17 protein-coding genes are annotated in these 17285 nt (G+C 71.2%); 10 read left to right on the top strand and 7 right to left on the bottom strand.

Annotated elements, in window-relative coordinates; all coding sequences use genetic code 11:
* Positions 1-183: 183 nt before the first annotated feature.
* Together BIU91_RS03745 and BIU91_RS03740 are read left to right on the top strand one after the other, a co-directional pair.
* Entirely contained in the window at positions 184-1119 is a 936-nt protein-coding gene (locus BIU91_RS03745) for an ATP-binding cassette domain-containing protein (protein ID WP_071404266.1), read from the top strand.
* On the top strand, positions 1116-2336 hold the full coding sequence (locus BIU91_RS03740) for an ABC transporter permease (RefSeq protein ID WP_071404265.1): 1221 nt from the start codon (positions 1116-1118) through the stop codon (positions 2334-2336). Before BIU91_RS03745 ends, BIU91_RS03740 begins: the two co-directional genes overlap by 4 nt.
* A gap of 25 nt (positions 2337-2361) precedes the next feature.
* Here BIU91_RS03740 and BIU91_RS03735 read toward each other — a convergent pair whose 3' ends face one another.
* A complete protein-coding gene (locus BIU91_RS03735) occupies positions 2362-2994 on the bottom strand; it encodes a hypothetical protein (protein WP_071404264.1) in 633 nt (210 codons plus the stop codon).
* A gap of 90 nt (positions 2995-3084) precedes the next feature.
* Positions 3085-3750: a nicotinamide riboside transporter PnuC gene (gene pnuC, locus BIU91_RS03730; RefSeq protein ID WP_071404263.1), complete on the bottom strand. Its 666-nt coding sequence runs from the start codon at positions 3748-3750 to the stop codon at positions 3085-3087.
* A 393-nt stretch (positions 3751-4143) separates the two neighbouring features.
* On the opposite strand from pnuC, the gene BIU91_RS03725 reads away from it, so the two are divergent.
* The 8 genes from BIU91_RS03725 to BIU91_RS03695 all read left to right on the top strand — a co-directional run bounded on the left by BIU91_RS03725 (position 4144) and on the right by BIU91_RS03695 (position 10645).
* Entirely contained in the window at positions 4144-4698 is a 555-nt protein-coding gene (locus tag BIU91_RS03725; RefSeq protein WP_071404262.1) for an alternate-type signal peptide domain-containing protein, read from the top strand.
* Positions 4699-4743: 45 nt separating this feature from the next.
* The gene (locus BIU91_RS18410; RefSeq protein WP_071404261.1) at positions 4744-5322 is read left to right on the top strand and encodes a TasA family protein; all 579 of its coding nucleotides are present in this window, start codon (positions 4744-4746) and stop codon (positions 5320-5322) included.
* Complete coding sequence (locus tag BIU91_RS03715; protein ID WP_071404260.1) at positions 5319-6215, top strand: hypothetical protein; 897 nt, start codon at positions 5319-5321, stop codon at positions 6213-6215. The genes BIU91_RS18410 and BIU91_RS03715 overlap by 4 nt, the downstream gene beginning before the upstream one ends.
* Positions 6212-7000, top strand: a complete 789-nt coding sequence (locus BIU91_RS18070; protein ID WP_253183680.1) for a signal peptidase I — start codon at positions 6212-6214, stop codon at positions 6998-7000. The genes BIU91_RS03715 and BIU91_RS18070 overlap by 4 nt, the downstream gene beginning before the upstream one ends.
* Positions 6966-7397 (top strand): hypothetical protein, encoded by a 432-nt coding sequence (locus BIU91_RS18805; RefSeq protein ID WP_084740504.1) that lies wholly within the window; start codon positions 6966-6968, stop codon positions 7395-7397. Before BIU91_RS18070 ends, BIU91_RS18805 begins: the two co-directional genes overlap by 35 nt.
* A gap of 424 nt (positions 7398-7821) precedes the next feature.
* The gene (locus tag BIU91_RS03705; protein ID WP_071404258.1) at positions 7822-9141 is read left to right on the top strand and encodes a GNAT family N-acetyltransferase; all 1320 of its coding nucleotides are present in this window, start codon (positions 7822-7824) and stop codon (positions 9139-9141) included.
* Complete coding sequence (locus BIU91_RS03700) at positions 9141-9605, top strand: DUF2087 domain-containing protein (RefSeq protein ID WP_071404257.1); 465 nt, start codon at positions 9141-9143, stop codon at positions 9603-9605. Before BIU91_RS03705 ends, BIU91_RS03700 begins: the two co-directional genes overlap by 1 nt.
* A gap of 50 nt (positions 9606-9655) precedes the next feature.
* A complete protein-coding gene (locus BIU91_RS03695) occupies positions 9656-10645 on the top strand; it encodes a squalene cyclase (protein WP_071404256.1) in 990 nt (329 codons plus the stop codon).
* Positions 10646-10799: 154 nt separating this feature from the next.
* Here BIU91_RS03695 and BIU91_RS03690 read toward each other — a convergent pair whose 3' ends face one another.
* From BIU91_RS03690 to BIU91_RS03670, 5 genes are read right to left on the bottom strand one after another with little or no spacing between them, the layout of a single operon-like run.
* Complete coding sequence (locus BIU91_RS03690; protein WP_027466175.1) at positions 10800-11804, bottom strand: ABC transporter permease; 1005 nt, start codon at positions 11802-11804, stop codon at positions 10800-10802.
* Positions 11801-12736, bottom strand: coding sequence for an ABC transporter permease (locus BIU91_RS03685; RefSeq protein ID WP_017888404.1), 936 nt, complete (start codon positions 12734-12736; stop codon positions 11801-11803). Before BIU91_RS03685 ends, BIU91_RS03690 begins: the two co-directional genes overlap by 4 nt.
* Positions 12733-14493 carry an ABC transporter ATP-binding protein gene (locus tag BIU91_RS03680; protein WP_071404255.1) on the bottom strand — a complete coding sequence of 587 codons (1761 nt, stop codon included), beginning with the start codon at positions 14491-14493 and terminating at the stop codon, positions 12733-12735. Before BIU91_RS03680 ends, BIU91_RS03685 begins: the two co-directional genes overlap by 4 nt.
* A complete protein-coding gene (locus tag BIU91_RS03675; RefSeq protein WP_071404254.1) occupies positions 14490-16157 on the bottom strand; it encodes an ABC transporter substrate-binding protein in 1668 nt (555 codons plus the stop codon). The genes BIU91_RS03680 and BIU91_RS03675 overlap by 4 nt, the downstream gene beginning before the upstream one ends.
* Complete coding sequence (locus BIU91_RS03670) at positions 16154-17266, bottom strand: hypothetical protein (RefSeq protein WP_216099640.1); 1113 nt, start codon at positions 17264-17266, stop codon at positions 16154-16156. Before BIU91_RS03670 ends, BIU91_RS03675 begins: the two co-directional genes overlap by 4 nt.
* Positions 17267-17285 lie beyond the last annotated feature (19 nt).

The following is a 17285-nucleotide window of genomic DNA, read 5'->3' as shown; positions in this document are numbered from 1 at the left end:
GCCAGCTGGCACCGCGCCTCCCGTCCGCCTGTCGGGGCGTACCTGGGCGAGACGGGCATACCCGGCGGAAACGGGCGTACCTGCCGGAAGCGGGCGTACCGGGTCGAAAGTTCCGACCAGGTACGCCCGTTCTCGCATCCCATCGCGGCCGTTCTGGGAAGGAAGTCCCGGTAGGGTCGCCGCATGAGCGGGGCGAGCATCAGCGTGCAGGACTTCGTGATGCGGTTCGGGGACCGCAACGTGGTCGACGGGCTGTCGTTCGACGTCGCCCCCGGCGAGACGTTCGGGCTGCTCGGCAGCAACGGCTCCGGCAAGACCACGACGATCCGGGCCCTGCTCGGCATCACCACCCCGACGGCGGGCACGCTGACGATCGACGGCCGCCCCTACCGACCGGCCACCGGCGGCATCGGCTACCTGCCCGAAGAGCGCGGGCTGTACCGCAAGGAGTCCGTCATCGACGTGATGACCTACTTCGGGCGCCTGCGCGGGCTCCGCGGCGCCGAGGCGACCGCGTGGAGCATGGACTACCTGGCCCGGGTGGGGCTCGCCGACCGCGCGAAGCTGCGCGTCGACAAGCTGTCCGGCGGGCAGCAGCAGAAGGTGCAGCTCGGCATCACGATCATGGACCAGCCCCGGCTGCTCATCCTCGACGAACCGACCAAGGGCCTCGACCCGGTGAACCGGCGGCTCCTGCTCGACCTGGTCGACGAACGGAAGGCCGACGGCGCGACCGTGGTCCTCGTGACGCACCACATGGACGAGGTCGAGCGGCTCTGCGACCGCATCCTCCTGCTCAAGGACGGCCGGGCCGCCGCGTACGGATCGGTGCCCGACGTGCAGGACGCCTTCGGTGGCGCCGTCGCCCGTGTGGGGCTCGACGGTCCCGTGCCGAAGTCACCGCTGTACCGGCTCGCCCGCCACGAAGGGCACGTCGCCTACCTCGTCCCGACCCAAGCCGCTGCTCCGGACGGTGCGGACGTCCTGGCAGAACTGGTCGCGGCCGGGGTGCACGTCACCGCGTTCGAGATGCGCCGGATTCCGCTCGACGAGATCTTCGTGCAGGTCTACGGGCACGACGCCCTGGCTGCGGCGTCGACCGACGGGGCAGCGGCATGAGCAACCTCGGCACGGTCGTCCGGTTCGAGTTCGTCCGCGCGGTCAAGAAGCCCGCGTTCTGGATCGGCACCCTCGCGCTGCCGGTCGTCATCGTGGTCGTCTCGCTGCTCGTGGGCATCGGGCAGGCAGCCGGCACCAACTCCGTGGTGTCCGGGTCGTCGGCCACGAAGACCCCGTTCCACTACGTCGACGAGTCCGGCCTGGTGTCGGAGTCCGTGGCCGCGAAGTGGGGCGGGACCCCGTCCACCGACGCCGCCGCCGACCGTGCAGCCGTTCGATCCGGTGACCTCGACGCCTTCATCGTGTTCCCGTCGTCGCCGTCCACGACGGCCATCCGGGTCGACGCCGCCGACCGCGGACTCTTCGCGAACGGGGTCTACTCGTCGCTGGCCGAGCGGGTGCTCGAGCAGAGCGTCGCCGCGTCCGTCGACGACCCCGAGACCGTGCAGCTGCTCCGCAGTCCGCCCGCCACCGACGTCACCACCTACGCGGACGGCCGGGTCGCACCGGGCTGGCTGTCCGTCGTGCCGCCGTTCCTGTTCGTCGCAGCGTTCTTCGGGCTCGTCATCCTGCTCGCCGCCCGGATGGTCACCGTCGTGGTCGAGGAGAAGGAGAACCGGATCTCCGAGATGATCCTGACCACGGTGACCGCGGGCGACCTGATCCGCGGCAAGGTCATCGCGATGCTGCTCGTCGGCTTCGTGCAGGTCAGCGTGTTCGTCGTGCCCGGCCTGGTCGGACTGCTCGTCGCCCTGCCGCTGGTGTCGTCGCAGCTCGGTGGGCTGACCGTCGACCCGTGGCGGATGGTGACCGGGGCGCTGCTGCTCGTCGGCGGGGTGCTGCTGGCGTCCGGGCTGTTCGTCGCCGTCGGGGCCGCCGTCCCGTCGATCAAGGACGCCTCGGCCCTGCAGTCGGCAGCGATCTTCGCGCTGATCATCCCCCTGTACGCGGCGTTCTTCGTGATGACGACGCCGACGTCGCCCGTCGCGCAGTTCTTCACGTACTTCCCGACCTTCACCCCGATCACCGCGATGGTGCGGAACGCCGTCGGGGCCCTGACCGTGACGGAGTCGGTGGTCTGCATCGTCGAGGTGTTCGTCGTCGCCGGGCTGCTGCTGTGGTTCGCGGAGTACCTGTTCCGGCACTCGGTCGCGCAGTACGGGTCGAAGGTGACGGTGCGGCAGATGCTGTCGTGGCGGCGGGGGCGGCGGGGCTGACCTCGTCGGTCGGTGCCGCACGACGTCAGACGCGGACGGGTGCCTCGTCGAGGTCCCACGACGGGACGGCGTGCCGCTTCCATCCCTGGCGCAGGGTGTTCGCCGCGCGGTCGAACTCGACCAGGACGTCGATGTGCGGGCGGACCAGCATCTGGATCTGCAGCCCCTCGTAGACCGAGAGCAGCTGGGTCGCAGCCTGGTACGCGGGGATGCCGGCCTCTTCCGAGCCCTTGTCGAAGTCGCGCTGCAGCCCGACGGTCAGCTGCTCGGCGTACTCCTCGAACCGCTTGCGGAACAGTTCGGCGAACCCGGACTCCGAGCTGGCCACGGTGATCAGCCCCGCGAGCACCCGGACGAGCCCGGGGTCGGCGACGTCCTCGGCCAGGGTCAGGCGGACGTGCTCGATCGTGCACGTGGGCGGGTTCTTCCGCCGGGTCCCCCGCAGCTGCGCCCACCGGTCGTAGGTGACCAGGAGCAGGGCGTGCCAGGTCGGGAACAGCCGCTCGACGGTCTCGAGCGGGATACCGGCCACCTCGGCGACGACAGCCGCGTCGACGGTGTCGAACGGGTGCAGCCGGTAGGCACGGATGGCCGCGCGCACCGTGCGCTCTGCGAGGGACTCGTCGTCCTCGACGCGTTCGCCGTGCAGGGGTTCCATCCGACCATTGCAGCGCATTCCGGGCCGTTTGTCTCGTCCCAGAGCGGGGGCCGTGCTCCGGGCCGCGTCAGCGCGTCGTGATCACGGCGGTCAGCCGACGGTGACGGGCGCCGCCGGCGGGCGGACCCGCTGGCGCATCCACACGAAGAACCCGGTCAGCGTGAAGACGCCGTAGAAGACGTACATCAACCCGGAGGCGTAGTACCCGGCCGAGAACAGCAGCGGCACGCCGACCAGGTCGACCGCCACCCAGATGAGCCAGAACTCGACCCACCCCTTCGCCATGCCGTACGTGGCGAGCAGCGATCCGACGAAGATCCACGCGTCGCTCCACACCGGCTCGTAGGACCCGAGCGCGCGGAAGACGGGGGTCAGCAGGGCGGTGCCGCCGACCATGCCGACGACGAGCAGCAGACGGGTCCGCCAGGAGGCCCAGCGCGGGTCGATCACGGTCGTCGCGTCCTCGGGGCGGTGCGTCCACCGGTACCAGCCGTAGATGCTCACGATGATGAACATGACCTGACGGCCGGCCTGCCCGAGCAGGTTGACGGGGTTCGGGGTGTCGAAGAGCGCGCCCATGAAGACGGTGAAGAGCAGGGCGTTGCCGACCAGTCCGACCGGCCAGGCCCAGACCTTCCGGCGCATACCGCCGAGGGCGCTGAGCAGCCCGAAGACGTTGCCGATCACCTCGCGCCAGAGCACCGTCTGGTCGCCGATGACGATCTGCGCGTCGAACAACCAGCGCACGATGTCCATGGGCCCTCCCCGTTTCCGGACGGTGCAACGACGCCGTGCCTACCGGCATTCCTTCTGTGATCGCTCTGCACACGCGGAGCGCGCACCCAGAAACCGGGGTACAAACCATGTCCTCCCTAGCGGGGACAAAAATGACCCCTGTTCTGGGGTCCGGGTGAACGCTCGTTCTCGCTTGTCGGCACTTTGGGGGACAGGTAACGTCGACACCAGAGCGAGTCCAGCCCGCCCGAGCAGCAGCACATGCGCTCCGAGGCCCGGCGACCGCTCTCGGCACCGGTCAGCCGCGACCCCCTCCAACCACTGGGTCGATGACAACCTCCCCACCGGACACGACGCCCGAATGTCCCCGGTGGGCTTCAGCGTGCCCGGAGCACGCAGGAACGGATCCACCCCATGCACAAGATCGTCACCGGTGCCATCGCCGGCGCAGCAGGCGTCGCACTCCTCCTCGGCGGTGCGGGCACGTTCGCCCTCTGGAACGCCAGCGCCTCGAGCGCCGCGTCCGCCGTGAGCGCCGGCACCCTGACGCTGAGCGCCAACAACGACGGTGCCTGGACCGACATCACGAACGGTCGTTCCACCGCGATCGACCCGACGAAGGCCCTGATGGTCCCGGGCAACACGTTCCAGTTCACCCAGACGCTGAACATCGGTGCGACCGGCCAGGACCTCAAGGCGAACCTGACCTACGCCAACCAGAGCATCACCGGCGACGCCGCGCTGCTCGCCGCCACGACGAAGACGCTGGCCGTCACGTCGACGAGCGCCTCGGTCGTGCAGTCCTCGTCGAACACGAACACCTTCGTGGTCTCGCCGTCCTCGTCCACGTCGACCGTCAAGGTCGTCTTCACGGTGACGCTCCCCGCGTCGGCGACCACCGGTCAGGGCGGCTCGATCAACCTCAGCGCGCTGGCCTTCACGCTGACCCAGACCGCGATCGGTTCCTGATCCCCCGATCGCACCCCACCGACCACGACGACCAGGAGCACGCACATGACCGCCACACCGCGGACGACGGGACGCCACCGCGCAGCCCGACGGTACCGCTGGGTGTGGCCGGTCGCGATCGCCCTGGTCGTCGCGGTCGGAACGGCGCTCCTCGGCGCCGGCGGCACGTACGCCCTCTGGAACGGGACCGCCAGCACGGGAGCCACCACGGTGCGCTCCGCCACGGCGACCATCACCGTCGGCAGCACCACGGCGATGAACACCGCGGTCCTCGGGCCGGGCACGAGCACCACCGGCACCTTCACGGTGCGGAACACCGGGTCGATCCCCCTGTCCATGCGCGTCACGACGACGGCCTCCAAGTCGTCCGTCGCGGCGGCGACCGGTGAACTGACGCTCCACCTCGCGATGGTGTCCTCGACCGCGAAGTGCGTGCCCGGGCTCACCGGCACGAGCGCGCGGCTCGCCACCTTCGACACCGGCACCGGGTCCTTCACCCTGCCGGCCGGCGTCAGCGGCATCGCCTGCCTCGAGATGGCGCTCGACGCCGACGCCCCGCAGAGCGTCGCCGGCGCCACCACCGACTTCACCCTCACCGTCACCGGAACGCAGGTCTCCGCATGAACCGCCGCCTCCGGCTCCTCGTCGCCGTGCTCCTCACCGCCGTGTTCGTCGGTGGCACCTCGAGCGCCGCGTGGGCACTGTGGAGCGCGTCGGGCACCACCGCGGCGAGCACCACGGTCGGCACGGTCGCGGCGTCGATCAGCGGCACGAGTGCCCTCACCACGGCGTTCTCGTCGAGCGTCACCTCGACGACGAAGCCGATCACCCTGACCGACTCGGGCACCCTCGCCGGCACCTCCACCACCACGGTCTCCGTCGTGTCCGGCAGCTCGACCGCGCTCGCCAAGGCCGTCACCGTCGTCGCCTGGCCGGTCGCCTCGACCGCGGGCTGCACCACGAGCACTGCCGTCGGCACGGGGTCCGTCACCGGCACCTGGGCGTCGCTGCCGAGCATGAGCGCGAAGCTCGCCGCCGGCGCCTCCGCCGTCTGGTGCACCCGCAGCACTCTGCAGTCATCGGCCCCGGCCGGCTCGACCGCCAAGGTGAACGTCAACCTCACCGTCACGAGCGGCACCTGGACCTCGGGCATCGTCGCCGGCGGCTTCACCCTGACCACGCCGGCTGCGACCGTCGACACCACCCCCTCGCTGGTCTGCACCGACCACGGCGGTTGGTACGTCGAGATCCGGTGGGACGCCGCGAACCGGCCGATGGACACCTGGTACGGCGCGTTCGTCGGCTCGACCCCGGTCGGGCAGAAGGCGCAGGACTACTCCGCGTTCATCACGATCGCGCCGCCGGACGTCCCCGCGAGCGCCGGCACCGCTGGCACGCTGACCGTCACCGTCAAGGTGCTCGACAGTGCCGGAAACCCGACGTCGACCGTCGCGGGCACCGGCAAGGTCACGCTCTTCACGCAGGACAACGGGGCGGCGATCCGATGCGGCGCATGAGCACCCCCACCCCGCGCTCCGGCTGGCGCGCCGTCGTCCACGCCGTCGTGCTCGGTCTCAGTACCGGACTCCTGCTGCTCGTCGCGGCCCTGGCGGTCGTGCTGATCGTCGTGCCGAAGGCCACCGGCTCGATGCCACTCACCGTCCTGACGCAGTCGATGGAGCCGACACTGCCGCCGGGGACCCTGCTCGTGGTCCGTCCGACCCCGATCGACGACATCCGGGTCGGCGACGTCGTGACCTACCAGATCGTGTCCGGCCAGCCCGCGGTCGTCAGCCACCGCGTGGTCTCGGTGTCGTCGTCGTCCGACGGCGAGCGGACCTTCGTGCTCAAGGGCGACAACAACGCCGAGGCCGACCCGGCACCGGTCACCGCCGTGCAGATCCGTGGCGTGGTCTGGTACTCCGTGCCGGAGATCGGCATCGTCAACCAGGTCGTCAACGGGTCGCGGAGCTGGCTCATCCCCGCGGTCGCCGGCGTGCTCCTGACGTACGGGGCGGTGATGATGACCGCGGGCTTCGTGAGCGCCGCACGTCGTCGCCGCGCCGGCACCAGCCGTGCCGGCACCAGCCACGGACGCCGCAGCGCAGCGCACCACGTCGAGCGGACCACCACCGAGAACACGACCACCACCCGGTCTAGGCTCGGTGGACGTGACGGACGGAGTGCAGCGGGCGCGGGAGCTCCTCGACGCAGCGGCCCGACGGCTCCGCGCCGCGGACGTCCCGGACGAAGCACTCGGCGAGTACGTGCAGCCGAAGGCCGTCCTCGGGATCCGTCGTGACCCGACGATGCGGCCCCTCGGTCGGGTGTGGCGGGTCGGAGCACTCCTGATCGGGTCGTCCCCCGAGACAGTCGGCCGTGTCTGGGCCACCGGGTCGATCACCCGTGTCACCGAACCCGGTCGGTCGCAGTACCAGTCGGTCTCCGCCGAGGTCCGTCGCGCCTACCGAGCCGCCGCCGCGAAGGGGCACTTCGGCGCCGGTGACACGGTGAACCACGGCGCCGTCCCGATCCCCGTCGACGACTCCCTGGTCGGCGCCGAGGGCGTGCTCGTCGTCATCGACGACGTGCCGTCGGTCCGGTGGTCCCCGACCGCCGGCGCCGCGGTCCCCCTCGCCGACTACCTGGACGACCGCGTCGGGCTGCTCGTCGATCCCCCGCGGGGCGCGACCGACTGACGCGGCCCGCGGCCACGGAATCGCACGGTGCTGGGTTCGTCGTGCGGTGCCGGGTCACCCCACCCGTGCGAACTTGCCCGCACCGTGCCCCGCCACGACCCCGCACCCAGCCACCTCCGCCGCCCGGACCCACGAACCACGCACCGTGCGGCTCCGGGTGAGCCCCAAGGACGCGACCACGGAGCCGCACCGTGCCGGGTTCGTCATGCGTGCCGGTTCCTCGAGCATGCGCCCCGACCCACGAACTCAGCACCGTGCGGCCCGCCCTGCATCCCGCACCGTGCGTCCGCGGCACCCGAACCCGGCACCCGAACCGGCCACCCGCACCCCGCAGCCCGTCCGCCGGACGCGATCCGGGCCTCCAGTTCGACCGGACCGAACACGCGCCTGTCACGACGTCACCCGGTCCCGATAGTGTCGGAACGTGAGCAACGAGGCATTCGACGACCGTTACGAGCTGCGCGAGTTCGCGCCCGGGACGGACGACAAGGGGGCACCGAACGCCGAGACGGCAGCGTGGATGCAGGCCGTCGGGATGGGCTTCCACGAAGCCGACCCCGACGCCGAGGGCGCAGCCCGCATGGCGTCGCACTTCATCGCCGACGAGGAGACGTTCCTCGGGGTCTACGTGCGCGAGCCGTTCCCGGGGTCCGTCGACGAGACGTGGCCGGCCGGCACCTTCACGTGGTTCCGCAAGGCGCTGAGCTGGGGTGACGGCTCCTCCGTCGACACCCAGGCGATCTCCGCGGTCACCGTCCGCCCGACCGAGCGTCGCCGCGGCATCCTGCGCCGGATGATGACGCACGCGCTCGAGCGCGGGGTCGCCGAGGGCTACGCCGTCGCGTCGCTGACCGCGTCCGAGGGCACCATCTACCGCCGCTTCGGCTTCGGCTGCGCCATCCGCGAGCGTGCCGTGCACGTCCGCCGCGAGCGCGCGCTCCCCCTGCTCGCCCCGACCTCCGGCACGGTGTCGGTCGTCACGCCGCAGTGGCTGGCCGACGGCCCGGGCAAGGCGGTCTTCGACCGGTTCCACGTCCGTACCCCCGGCTCGATGGTCCGCAACACCGGCACCTGGCCGATCGTGTTCGGCCTGCTCGGGCACGACGGGCAGAAGGCGAAGGACGTCCGTGCGGCGGTGCACCGTCCCGACGGCTCCGACGAGATCGACGGCTACGTGACCTGGCGCGTCAAGGAGGACCGCGGCTCCGACACCGCGCTCGAGATCGTCGACCTGGTCTACGCCGACGACCAGGCCTACACCGCCCTGTGGGAGTTCCTGCTCTCGGTCGACCTCAACGACGTCGTGAAGTACAACCGCTCCCGCCTCGACGACCCGATCGTCGCGGCGCTCGGCGATAACCGTGCATACGACGTCGACCACGAAGAGGACCACGTCTGGCTGCGCGTGCTCGACGTGCCGGCGGTGCTGGCCTCGCGGCCGTTCGCCGTCGACGGGTCGCTGACACTCGGGGTCACCGACGCGCTCGGCTTCACCACCGGCACGTACCGCCTCGACGTCCAGGAGGCCCGTGGCACCGTCACGCGCATCGCCGACGACGTCGACGCGGCCGGCTCTGACGTCCAGCTCGACGTCGCAGAGCTCGGTGCGCTGCTGATCGGGTCGGTCTCCCCCGTCACCCTGGCCGCCGCGGGGCTCGTCCGCGCTGCGGACCCGGCGTCGGTGGAGCTGCTCCGCGCGATGCTGCTGCCGCCGCGGACGCCGCACGGCATCACGTACTTCTGATGGACGTCGCCCGGGTGGTGGGTCGCGCGCGTCAGGTCGTCTCCGTCCTGGCGTCCCCCACCCTGCGAGCAGCGGTGCTCGGCGGGAGCCCCGTCGATGACCGCACCCGGGCAGCGATCGACTCGTTCGACTGGCTCACCGACGACGGTCCCGACGCGTCGGTGCTCGGCAGGACGTCACGCGAACTCCAACGGCTGCAGTCGCCGGCAGCGGTGCTCGAGTTCGACCGGATCGAGCGGATGCCGGTGAAGGACGTCGAACGACATGCGCTGTCCGTCCGGATCGTGGAGCTGGTGTTCGAGCGACTCGGACAGGAGCGAGCCGTGCCGGAAGCCGTCCTGAACGCGGCCATCGGCATGTTCGCGACCGATGTCTCCGTCGTGCGCCGGGACGCCGTGGACCTCGGCGTCCTGACGCGCACCGACGACGGTTCGGTCTACCGGATGGTGCGTCGTCCGGCCTGATGCTGCTCGGTCGTCCCGCACGGCGCGCAGCAGCGAGTAGTCTCCCCGCCATGACGGACGACACGGTGGTCGACTGGCTCGTCGCCTCCGACCCGGCACTGCGCTGGCAGGTCGAGCGGGACCTCGTCGACGCCCCCGCCGCGACGTGGCAGGCCACCCGTGCCCGGGTCGCGACCGAGGGGTTCGGCGCAGCGCTCCTCGCTCACCAGGACCCGGACGGACAGTGGGCTGGCGGCTCGTACTTCCCCGCCGACTTCGACCCCGACGGTCCCGAGGCCCAGGCCGCCGGACAGCCCTACACGGCGACGACCTGGTCGCTCAACACGCTGCGCGACTGGGGGCTCGACGCCGCTGTGCTCGGGGACACCGCCGTGCGCCTCGCCGAGAACAGTCGGTGGGACTACGACGACCTGCCGTACTGGGGCGGCGAAGTGGACTGCTGCATCAACGCCTTCACGCTCGCCAACGGCACCTGGCTCGGTGCTGACGTGGATGACATCGCCGAGTGGATCCTCGAGCACCAGCTCGCCGACGGTGGCTGGAACTGCGAGTGGGTCGAAGGGTCCACCGTGTCGTCGTTCCACTCGACCCTCAACGTGCTCGACGGGCTGCTGCAGCACGAGCAGCTGTCCGAGGGATCGCACCCGCGCGCCACGGAGCTCCGCGCGGCCCGACACCGCGGAGCCGAGTACCTGCTCGAACGGCGGCTGCTGTACCGGAAGTCCGACGGCGAGCTCGTCGGCTCCTGGGTGCACCGTTTCGCGTACCCGTCGCGATGGATCTACACCGAGCTTCGGGCGACCGATCACCTGCGGGCGGCCGGGTTGCAGGACGGGACCCCGCCGGACCCACGTGCTGCCGAGGCGATCGAGCTCGTCCGCGCGGCTCGCAACGCCGACGGCACCTGGACCCAAGGTGAACGTGCACCAGGGCGGCAGTGGTTCGAGGTCGACGTCCCGGCGGGCGAACGCTCGAAGTGGCTCACCCTGATGGGGACGCGGGTCCTGCGGTGGTGGGACGGCGCGGCAACGGCCGGCTGACCTCGCACGGTGCGAGGGGCGGGCGCTCTGGTGCGAGGTTCCCGATTCCGTGGCAGGCGGATGCGCTCGCACGGAGTACGGAACCTCGCACCACAACAGCGGCGGGGGCACCTGACCTCGCACGGTGCGAGGCTCGGCACGAGCGGGGGCGCCCCTACGCCCGGCGCCGCACCCGCGGGTCGACGAACGCGTAGACCACGTCGACGATCACGTTCGCGGTGACGATCAGCAGCGCCGAGAACAGCGTGAAGCCGACGACCACCTGCAGATCGAGCGTGTGCACCGCGTCGATGAGCAGCGCGCCGAGGCCCTGCATCGAGAACACCTTCTCGGTGATGACCGCACCACCGAGCAGCGACCCGAGGTCGAGCCCGAACAGCGTCACGACGGGCAGGATCGCCGTCCGGAGCCCGTGCCGCACGACGACCTGGCGCTCGCGCAGCCCCTTGGCCCGGGCGGTCCGCACGAAATCCTGCGACATCGACTCGAGCATCTCGCCACGGGTCAACCGGGCGTAGATCGCCGCGCTGATGAAGGCCAGCACGCACCACGGCAGGATCAGGTGGGTGAACCAGCCGACCGGGTCGTCGCCGAAGGCCACGTACCCGCTCGTCGGCAGGATCCCCAGTACGAAGCCGAACAGCAGGATGCCGAGCAGCCCGACCAGGTACGCCGGAGACGAGACACCGGCGACCGCGACCGTCATGACGGCCCGGTCGACGAAGGTGCCGCGGCGCAGCGCCGAGACGGTGCCGCCGAACACCCCGGCGACGAGCCACAGCACGGCGGCGCCCACGGCGATCGAAGCGGTGACGGGCAGGCGCGCCAGGATCAGCTCGGTGACGCTCTCGTGCAGCTGGAACGAGTACCCGAAGCACGGCGCCGCGCACTCGATGACGCTGTTGCCGCTGCCGAAGGTGCGGCCGGTGAAGATGCCGGCCAGGTACGCGCCGAACTGCGCGAGCCAGGGCTTGTCGGTGCCGAGGAACGCCTGGACCTCTCGCAGCCGGTCCGGCGTGCAGGGCTTGTCGCAGATCGCCCGGGCCGGGTTGGTCGGCAGGAGCATGAAGAGCGCGTACGTGATGGCCGCGACGACGAGCAGCACGACGGCGGCTCCGAGCACGCGGATCGCCAGGAACCGCAGGGTGGCGGCGTTCACGCGGTGCCCCCTCGCGGGTCGAGGGCGTCGCGCAGGGCGTCACCGAGCACGTTGAAGGCGAGGGTGATGAGGAACAGTGCGGCTCCGGGGAACACGAGGTACATGGGATCGGTCTGCACCCAGCCGATGGCGTCGCCGATGCTGCGACCCCACGACGGCGTCGGCGGGTTGACGCCGACGGCCAGGAACGAGAGCGCGGCCTCGGCACCGATCATCGACGGGATCGAGATGGTGGCGTAGACGGTGATCGTCGCGGCGAGGTTCGGCAGCAGCTGCGTGCGGATGACGTGCCAGCGTCCGGCGCCCATCGCGGTGGAAGCGACGACGTAGTTGCGGCTGACGAGCGACAGCGTCTGCCCCCGCACCACACGGGCCACGGCCGGCCAGCCGAAGAACCCGATGACGAGCACGACGAGCACGGGCTTCGGGAACGACGACGGCACGATCGCGGTGAGGGCGATCATGAACACGAGCGACGGGAACCCGAAGATCACGTCGACGACCCGCGAGAGCACCCGGTCGTACCAGCCGCCGAAGAACCCGGTCGTGACGCCGACGAGCACGCCGATGACGATCGACACCAGGGTCGCGGCGAGTCCGATGCCGAGCGACGTCCGAGCACCGTACGTGACGATCGAGAACAGGTCGCGCCCGGTCAGGGGCTCGACGCCGAACCAGTGCTCACCGCTGATGCCGCCGCCCGGACCGCGCGGAGCGCCGAACGAGTTGAGCGCGTCGATGTCGTACGAGTACGGGTCCTGCCCGGACGCCTTCGCGATCAGCGGGGCCGCCACGGCGACCACCAGGAACACCGCGATGACGACGGCCGAGGCCACCGCCCAGCGGTCCTGCCGGACGCGTCGCACCACGGCCCGGAAGCCGGTCGTGCGGCCGGACGGTGCGACCGGTCGGTCGACGACGTTGGCCGTCACGAGGCCACTCCTTCCCACGCGCGCCACGCCTCGCGGCGAGCGGCCTGTCGCACGGGATCGGCGACGGGCGCTGCGGCGAGGAGCATGCGCGTGTAGTCCTGTTGCGGGTCGTCGAGCACCGCGTCGGTGCTCCCCCGCTCGACGACCCGGCCGTCGCGCAGCACGATCACCTGGTCGGCGAGCTGGCGGACGACGGCGAGGTCGTGGCTGATGAGCAGCATGCCGAAGCCGAACTCCCGCTGCAGCCCGGCGAGCAGGTCGAGCACGGCGGCCTGCACCGTCACGTCGAGTGCCGAGGTCGGTTCATCGGCGATGACGAGTGCCGGGCGCAGCGCGAGCGCACGTGCGACGGCGACGCGCTGCCGCTGGCCGCCGGACAGCTGGTGCGGGAACCGCTCCGCCCACGTCGGGTCGAGCTGCACGGCGGTCAGCAGTTCACGGACCCGCTCGGCACGGTCGGCGGCGGAGTCGGTGCCGTGCACGAGCAGCGGTTCCGCGATGCTCCAGCCGATGGTCTGCCGCGGGTTGAGCGACGACGCCGGGTCCTGGAACACGATGCCGACCCGACTGCGCAGCTCGCGCAGTCGTCGTCCGCGAGCGGTCCGCAGGTCGCTGCCGTCCACCTCGACCGAGCCGGCCACGACGGGCACCAGGCCCGCGAGCGCGCGCCCGATCGTGGACTTGCCGGAACCGGATTCGCCCACCAGGCCGACGGTCTCGCCGGCGTGCAGGTCGAGGTCGACGCCGGACACGGTCGGTCCGCCTCGGCGCGAGTACCGCACGGCGACGTCGCGCAGGCGCGCCACGGACTGTCGGGAGGCGCGACTCGCGTCCGCCTCGTCGGTCACCGCAGCGGTCTTCGCGCTGGACGACACCTCACGCGCGCCCGGAGCCGTGAGCTGTCGCTGGGCGCGTGAGCTGGGCTCGCCGGCCCGGGCGTCCGTGTCCGCAGCCGGCGCTGCGGACGCGGGGCGCGCCTCCAGGCTGGGGACGGCCGCGAGGAGCTCGCGCGTGTAGTCGGCGGTCGGGTGGGCGAAGACCTCGGAGACGGTCCCGTGCTCGACCGGGTCCCCGCGGCGCAGCACCAGCAGGTCGTCCGCGACGTCCGCGACCACGCCCATGTCGTGAGTGATGAGCAGCACGGCGAGGGAGCGCTCGCGGCCGAGCCGCCGCAGCAGGTCGAGGATGCCCGCCTGCACGGTGACGTCGAGCGCGGTCGTGGGCTCGTCGGCGAAGAGTGCGACCGGGTCGCCGGCCAGGGCCATCGCGATCATCGCGCGCTGGAGCTGACCGCCGGACAGTTCGTGCGGGTAGGCCTTCCGGATGCGCTCCGGGTCGGTGAGCCCGGCGTCACGGAGCAGTTCGTCGACGCGTGCCCGGACGCCTGCGCGGTCGAGCCCGGTCGGGTGCGCTCGGACGGCCTCGGCGATCTGCGTGCCGATCGACAGGACCGGCGTGAACGAGTTCATCGGCTCCTGGAACACCACGCCGATGCCCGCACCCCGGACGGCGCGGACCGTCTCGACGGGGGCACCGATGAGTTCCTCGCCGCGGAACCGGGCGCTGCCCGACACCGAGGCCTGCGGCGGCAGGAGCCCGAGCACGCTCATGGCGCTGACGGACTTGCCCGAGCCGGACTCCCCCACCAGGGCGAGGACCCGGCCGGGTGTCAGGTCAAAGGAGACGTCACGGACGACGGGCTCCGCGTCGCCGAACGCGACGCGGAGCCCCTCGACCTGCAGGATCGGTTCGGTCACTGCTTGAGCGAGACCTTGAGGTAGTTCGGGTACGCGGGGAAGTCCGCGATCTGGAAGTTCTGCACGTTCGAACCGGCGAGGAAGGACTGCTTCGCGTAGATCAGCGGCACGACCGGAGCGTCGGCCATGATCTTCTGGTCCGCCTGGGCCCAGAGCTTCTGCGCGTCGTCCTGGTCGACCGTGGAGCTGGCCTTCGCGATGAGGGCGTCGACCTCGGGGTTGCTGTACTTCGAGACGTTGTAGCCGCCGCCACCGATCTGCGACGAGTCGTAGAGGGGCTGCAGGTTGGCGTTCGCGCTCGGGAAGTCCGGCTGCCAGCTCGACAGCGACAGGTCGAAGTCGGTGCCGTTGGTGGTCGCCTGCGTGAAGGAGTCGTAGTCGAGCGGCTTGAGCGTCACGGCGATGCCGGCACGCTTCAGGCCGGACTGCAGCGCCTGGGCCTGGGCGAGGTACGTCGGGTCGTTCTGGGTGACCAGGGTCAGCTTCAGGTTGCTGACGCCGGCCTCCTTGAGCAGCTCCTTCGCCTTGTCGACGTCACCGGTGGCCTTCGTCTTGTACAGGTCGTAGTCCTGGCGTCCGGCGATGCCCGGGGTGATGAGCGTCGAGGCGTACGAGCCGGCGATCGCGCCGCCGGCGGCGATCCGGAAGGACTTGCGGTCGACCGCGTACTGCAGCGCCTGGCGGACCTTGAGGTCCTTGAGCTCACCGCGCTGCGTGTTGATCGCCATGTAGCTGATCGGGCCGGCCTTCGAGGTGGCGAGGCGGTCCTGGGCGGCCGGGTTGCTACGGACCTGGTTGAGCTCGGCGGCACCCAGGTAGATGGCGCCGAACGAGTTCTTGGCGTCGCCGTTGTCCGCGATGAGCGTCTGCGTCACCGTGGACTGGTCCTGGCTCTCCTTGAAGACGATCTTCGACGGGCCGGCGGTGCGGACCTCGTCGGTCTTCGCGCTCCAGTTCTTGTTGCGGACGAGCGTGACCTGCGAGCCCTGCGTGTTCGACTGCACCTGGTACGGACCTGACGCGACCGGCTTCAGGTCGTAGGCGCCGGTGTCCTTGCCGTCGCCCTCGGGCACCGGGGTGAACGCGGGCATCGACGCGAGCCACGGCCAGTCGCCGTACGCGTCGTTCAGCTTGAAGACGATGGTCTTGTCGTTCGGGGTCTCGATGCTGTCGAGCGACTTGCCGTCGAACGGGCCCTTGTAAGAGTCACCACCGACCAGGAGCGACTTGTGGTAGCTCAGGCCACCGCTGAGGGTCGGCGCGAACGAGCGCTCGATGCCCCACTTGATGTCCTTCGTGGTGATCGGCGTGCCGTCCTGGAACTCGACGCCGTCCTTCAGCGTGTAGGTCCAGGTCTTGCCGTCGTCGCTCGAGACCCCGGTGTTGGTCGCCAGGTCGGGGACGACCTTCGCCGTCTTGCCCGGCTCGACGTCCCACGTGGTGAGCCGTCGGGCGACGAGGCCCATCGACGTGATGCCGAGGCTCTGGCTGGTCGCGGGGTCGAGGTGGAACGAGGTCTGCGGCGTCAGGATGTTGAGCGTGCCGCCCTTCGCCGTGCCCTCGGCGCCGTCGTCGGACGAACCCCCACCCGAGCAGCCGGTCAGGACCAGGGCTGCTGCTGCGGCGACGGCCGCGGTGATCGTCAGGCGGTTGGGGCGTCTCATGACGGTGCTGCTCCTCGGGGAAGGGGATCGCGATCGCGGTGGCGGTCGCTGCGACGGCGGAACGGTTCACCCGCCGGGCGGCGTCCATCCTGACACCGCGACGGTGGCCCGTCCGAATCTCGCGTGCGTCGGACGACGCACGACGAAACATTGCAAGCGCCGGACGCCGTCCCGCTATTCCCGATGCGTTCGCACCGCAGTGCGTCAGCGGTCGAAGAGCCCACCGAGGAAGTCGTTGCCGAGGTTCGACGCCTGCTCGCCGAGCCCGGACGCCTGCTCACCGAACCCCGCGGCCTGCTCACCGAACCCGCCGAGGAGCTGCTCGCCCTCGCCGAGGAGTCCCTCGACGCCACCGCGAGGTCACCGAGCCCGAGGTCGCCCATGCCCGAGGCGATACCCTCGAAGTCGACGCCGAGGTCGGCCGCCCCTGCCAGGACCGGACCGGCGGCAGCGCTGAGCACCGCTCCCCCGGCCACCGCGGCGGCGAGGCCACCGAACGCCATCGCGCCGGCACCGACCGCTGCGCCACCGGCGAAGGCCCCGCCGCGGCCGCGGCCGTTGCCGTTGCCGTTGCCCGAGCGGCCGGAACCGCCGAGGACCCGTCGGACCAGACCCGGACGCGACATCTCCCCGCGGGTCATCGCACGGGCCATGCCGCCCGCCGAGTCGTCGCGCAGGTGCTCGTGGGGCGGGAGTTCGGAGTTCAGGCGGTCGCGGACCTGCTGGCGCTGCGCGGGGGTGAGCCGCGCGAAGGCGTCGTGGTGGACCTGTTCGAGCTGCTCCGGCGACGAGGTACGGAGCAGGTAGTCGTACTTCGCCAGGGCGACCTTGTCGGCGTCGGCCCCGTGCTGCGGCGTGCCGGCGTGCTGCGGCTGGCCGTACTGCTGCGACTGGCCGTACTGCGGCTGGCCGTACTGCTGCTGCGGCGGCTGCTGCTGGTTCCGGTCGTCGCCGGTCAGCTTGTCCGCGGCGCTGCACACGATGCCGCGCCAGTCGGTTCCGCCCTGCTGCGATCCGGCGCCGGGCGCGGTTCCCCCCTGCCCACGCTTCTGGAGCTGCTTGTCGATGACCTTGGAGGCCATGCCGATGATGCGGTTGAGGTTCGCCATGTCCCGACCTTTGCGTCCT

This window comes from Curtobacterium sp. MMLR14_002, from assembly GCF_001864975.1.
In the GTDB taxonomy this organism is placed as follows: domain Bacteria; phylum Actinomycetota; class Actinomycetes; order Actinomycetales; family Microbacteriaceae; genus Curtobacterium; species Curtobacterium flaccumfaciens.
This window is presented reverse-complemented; position numbering and strand designations above follow the sequence as displayed.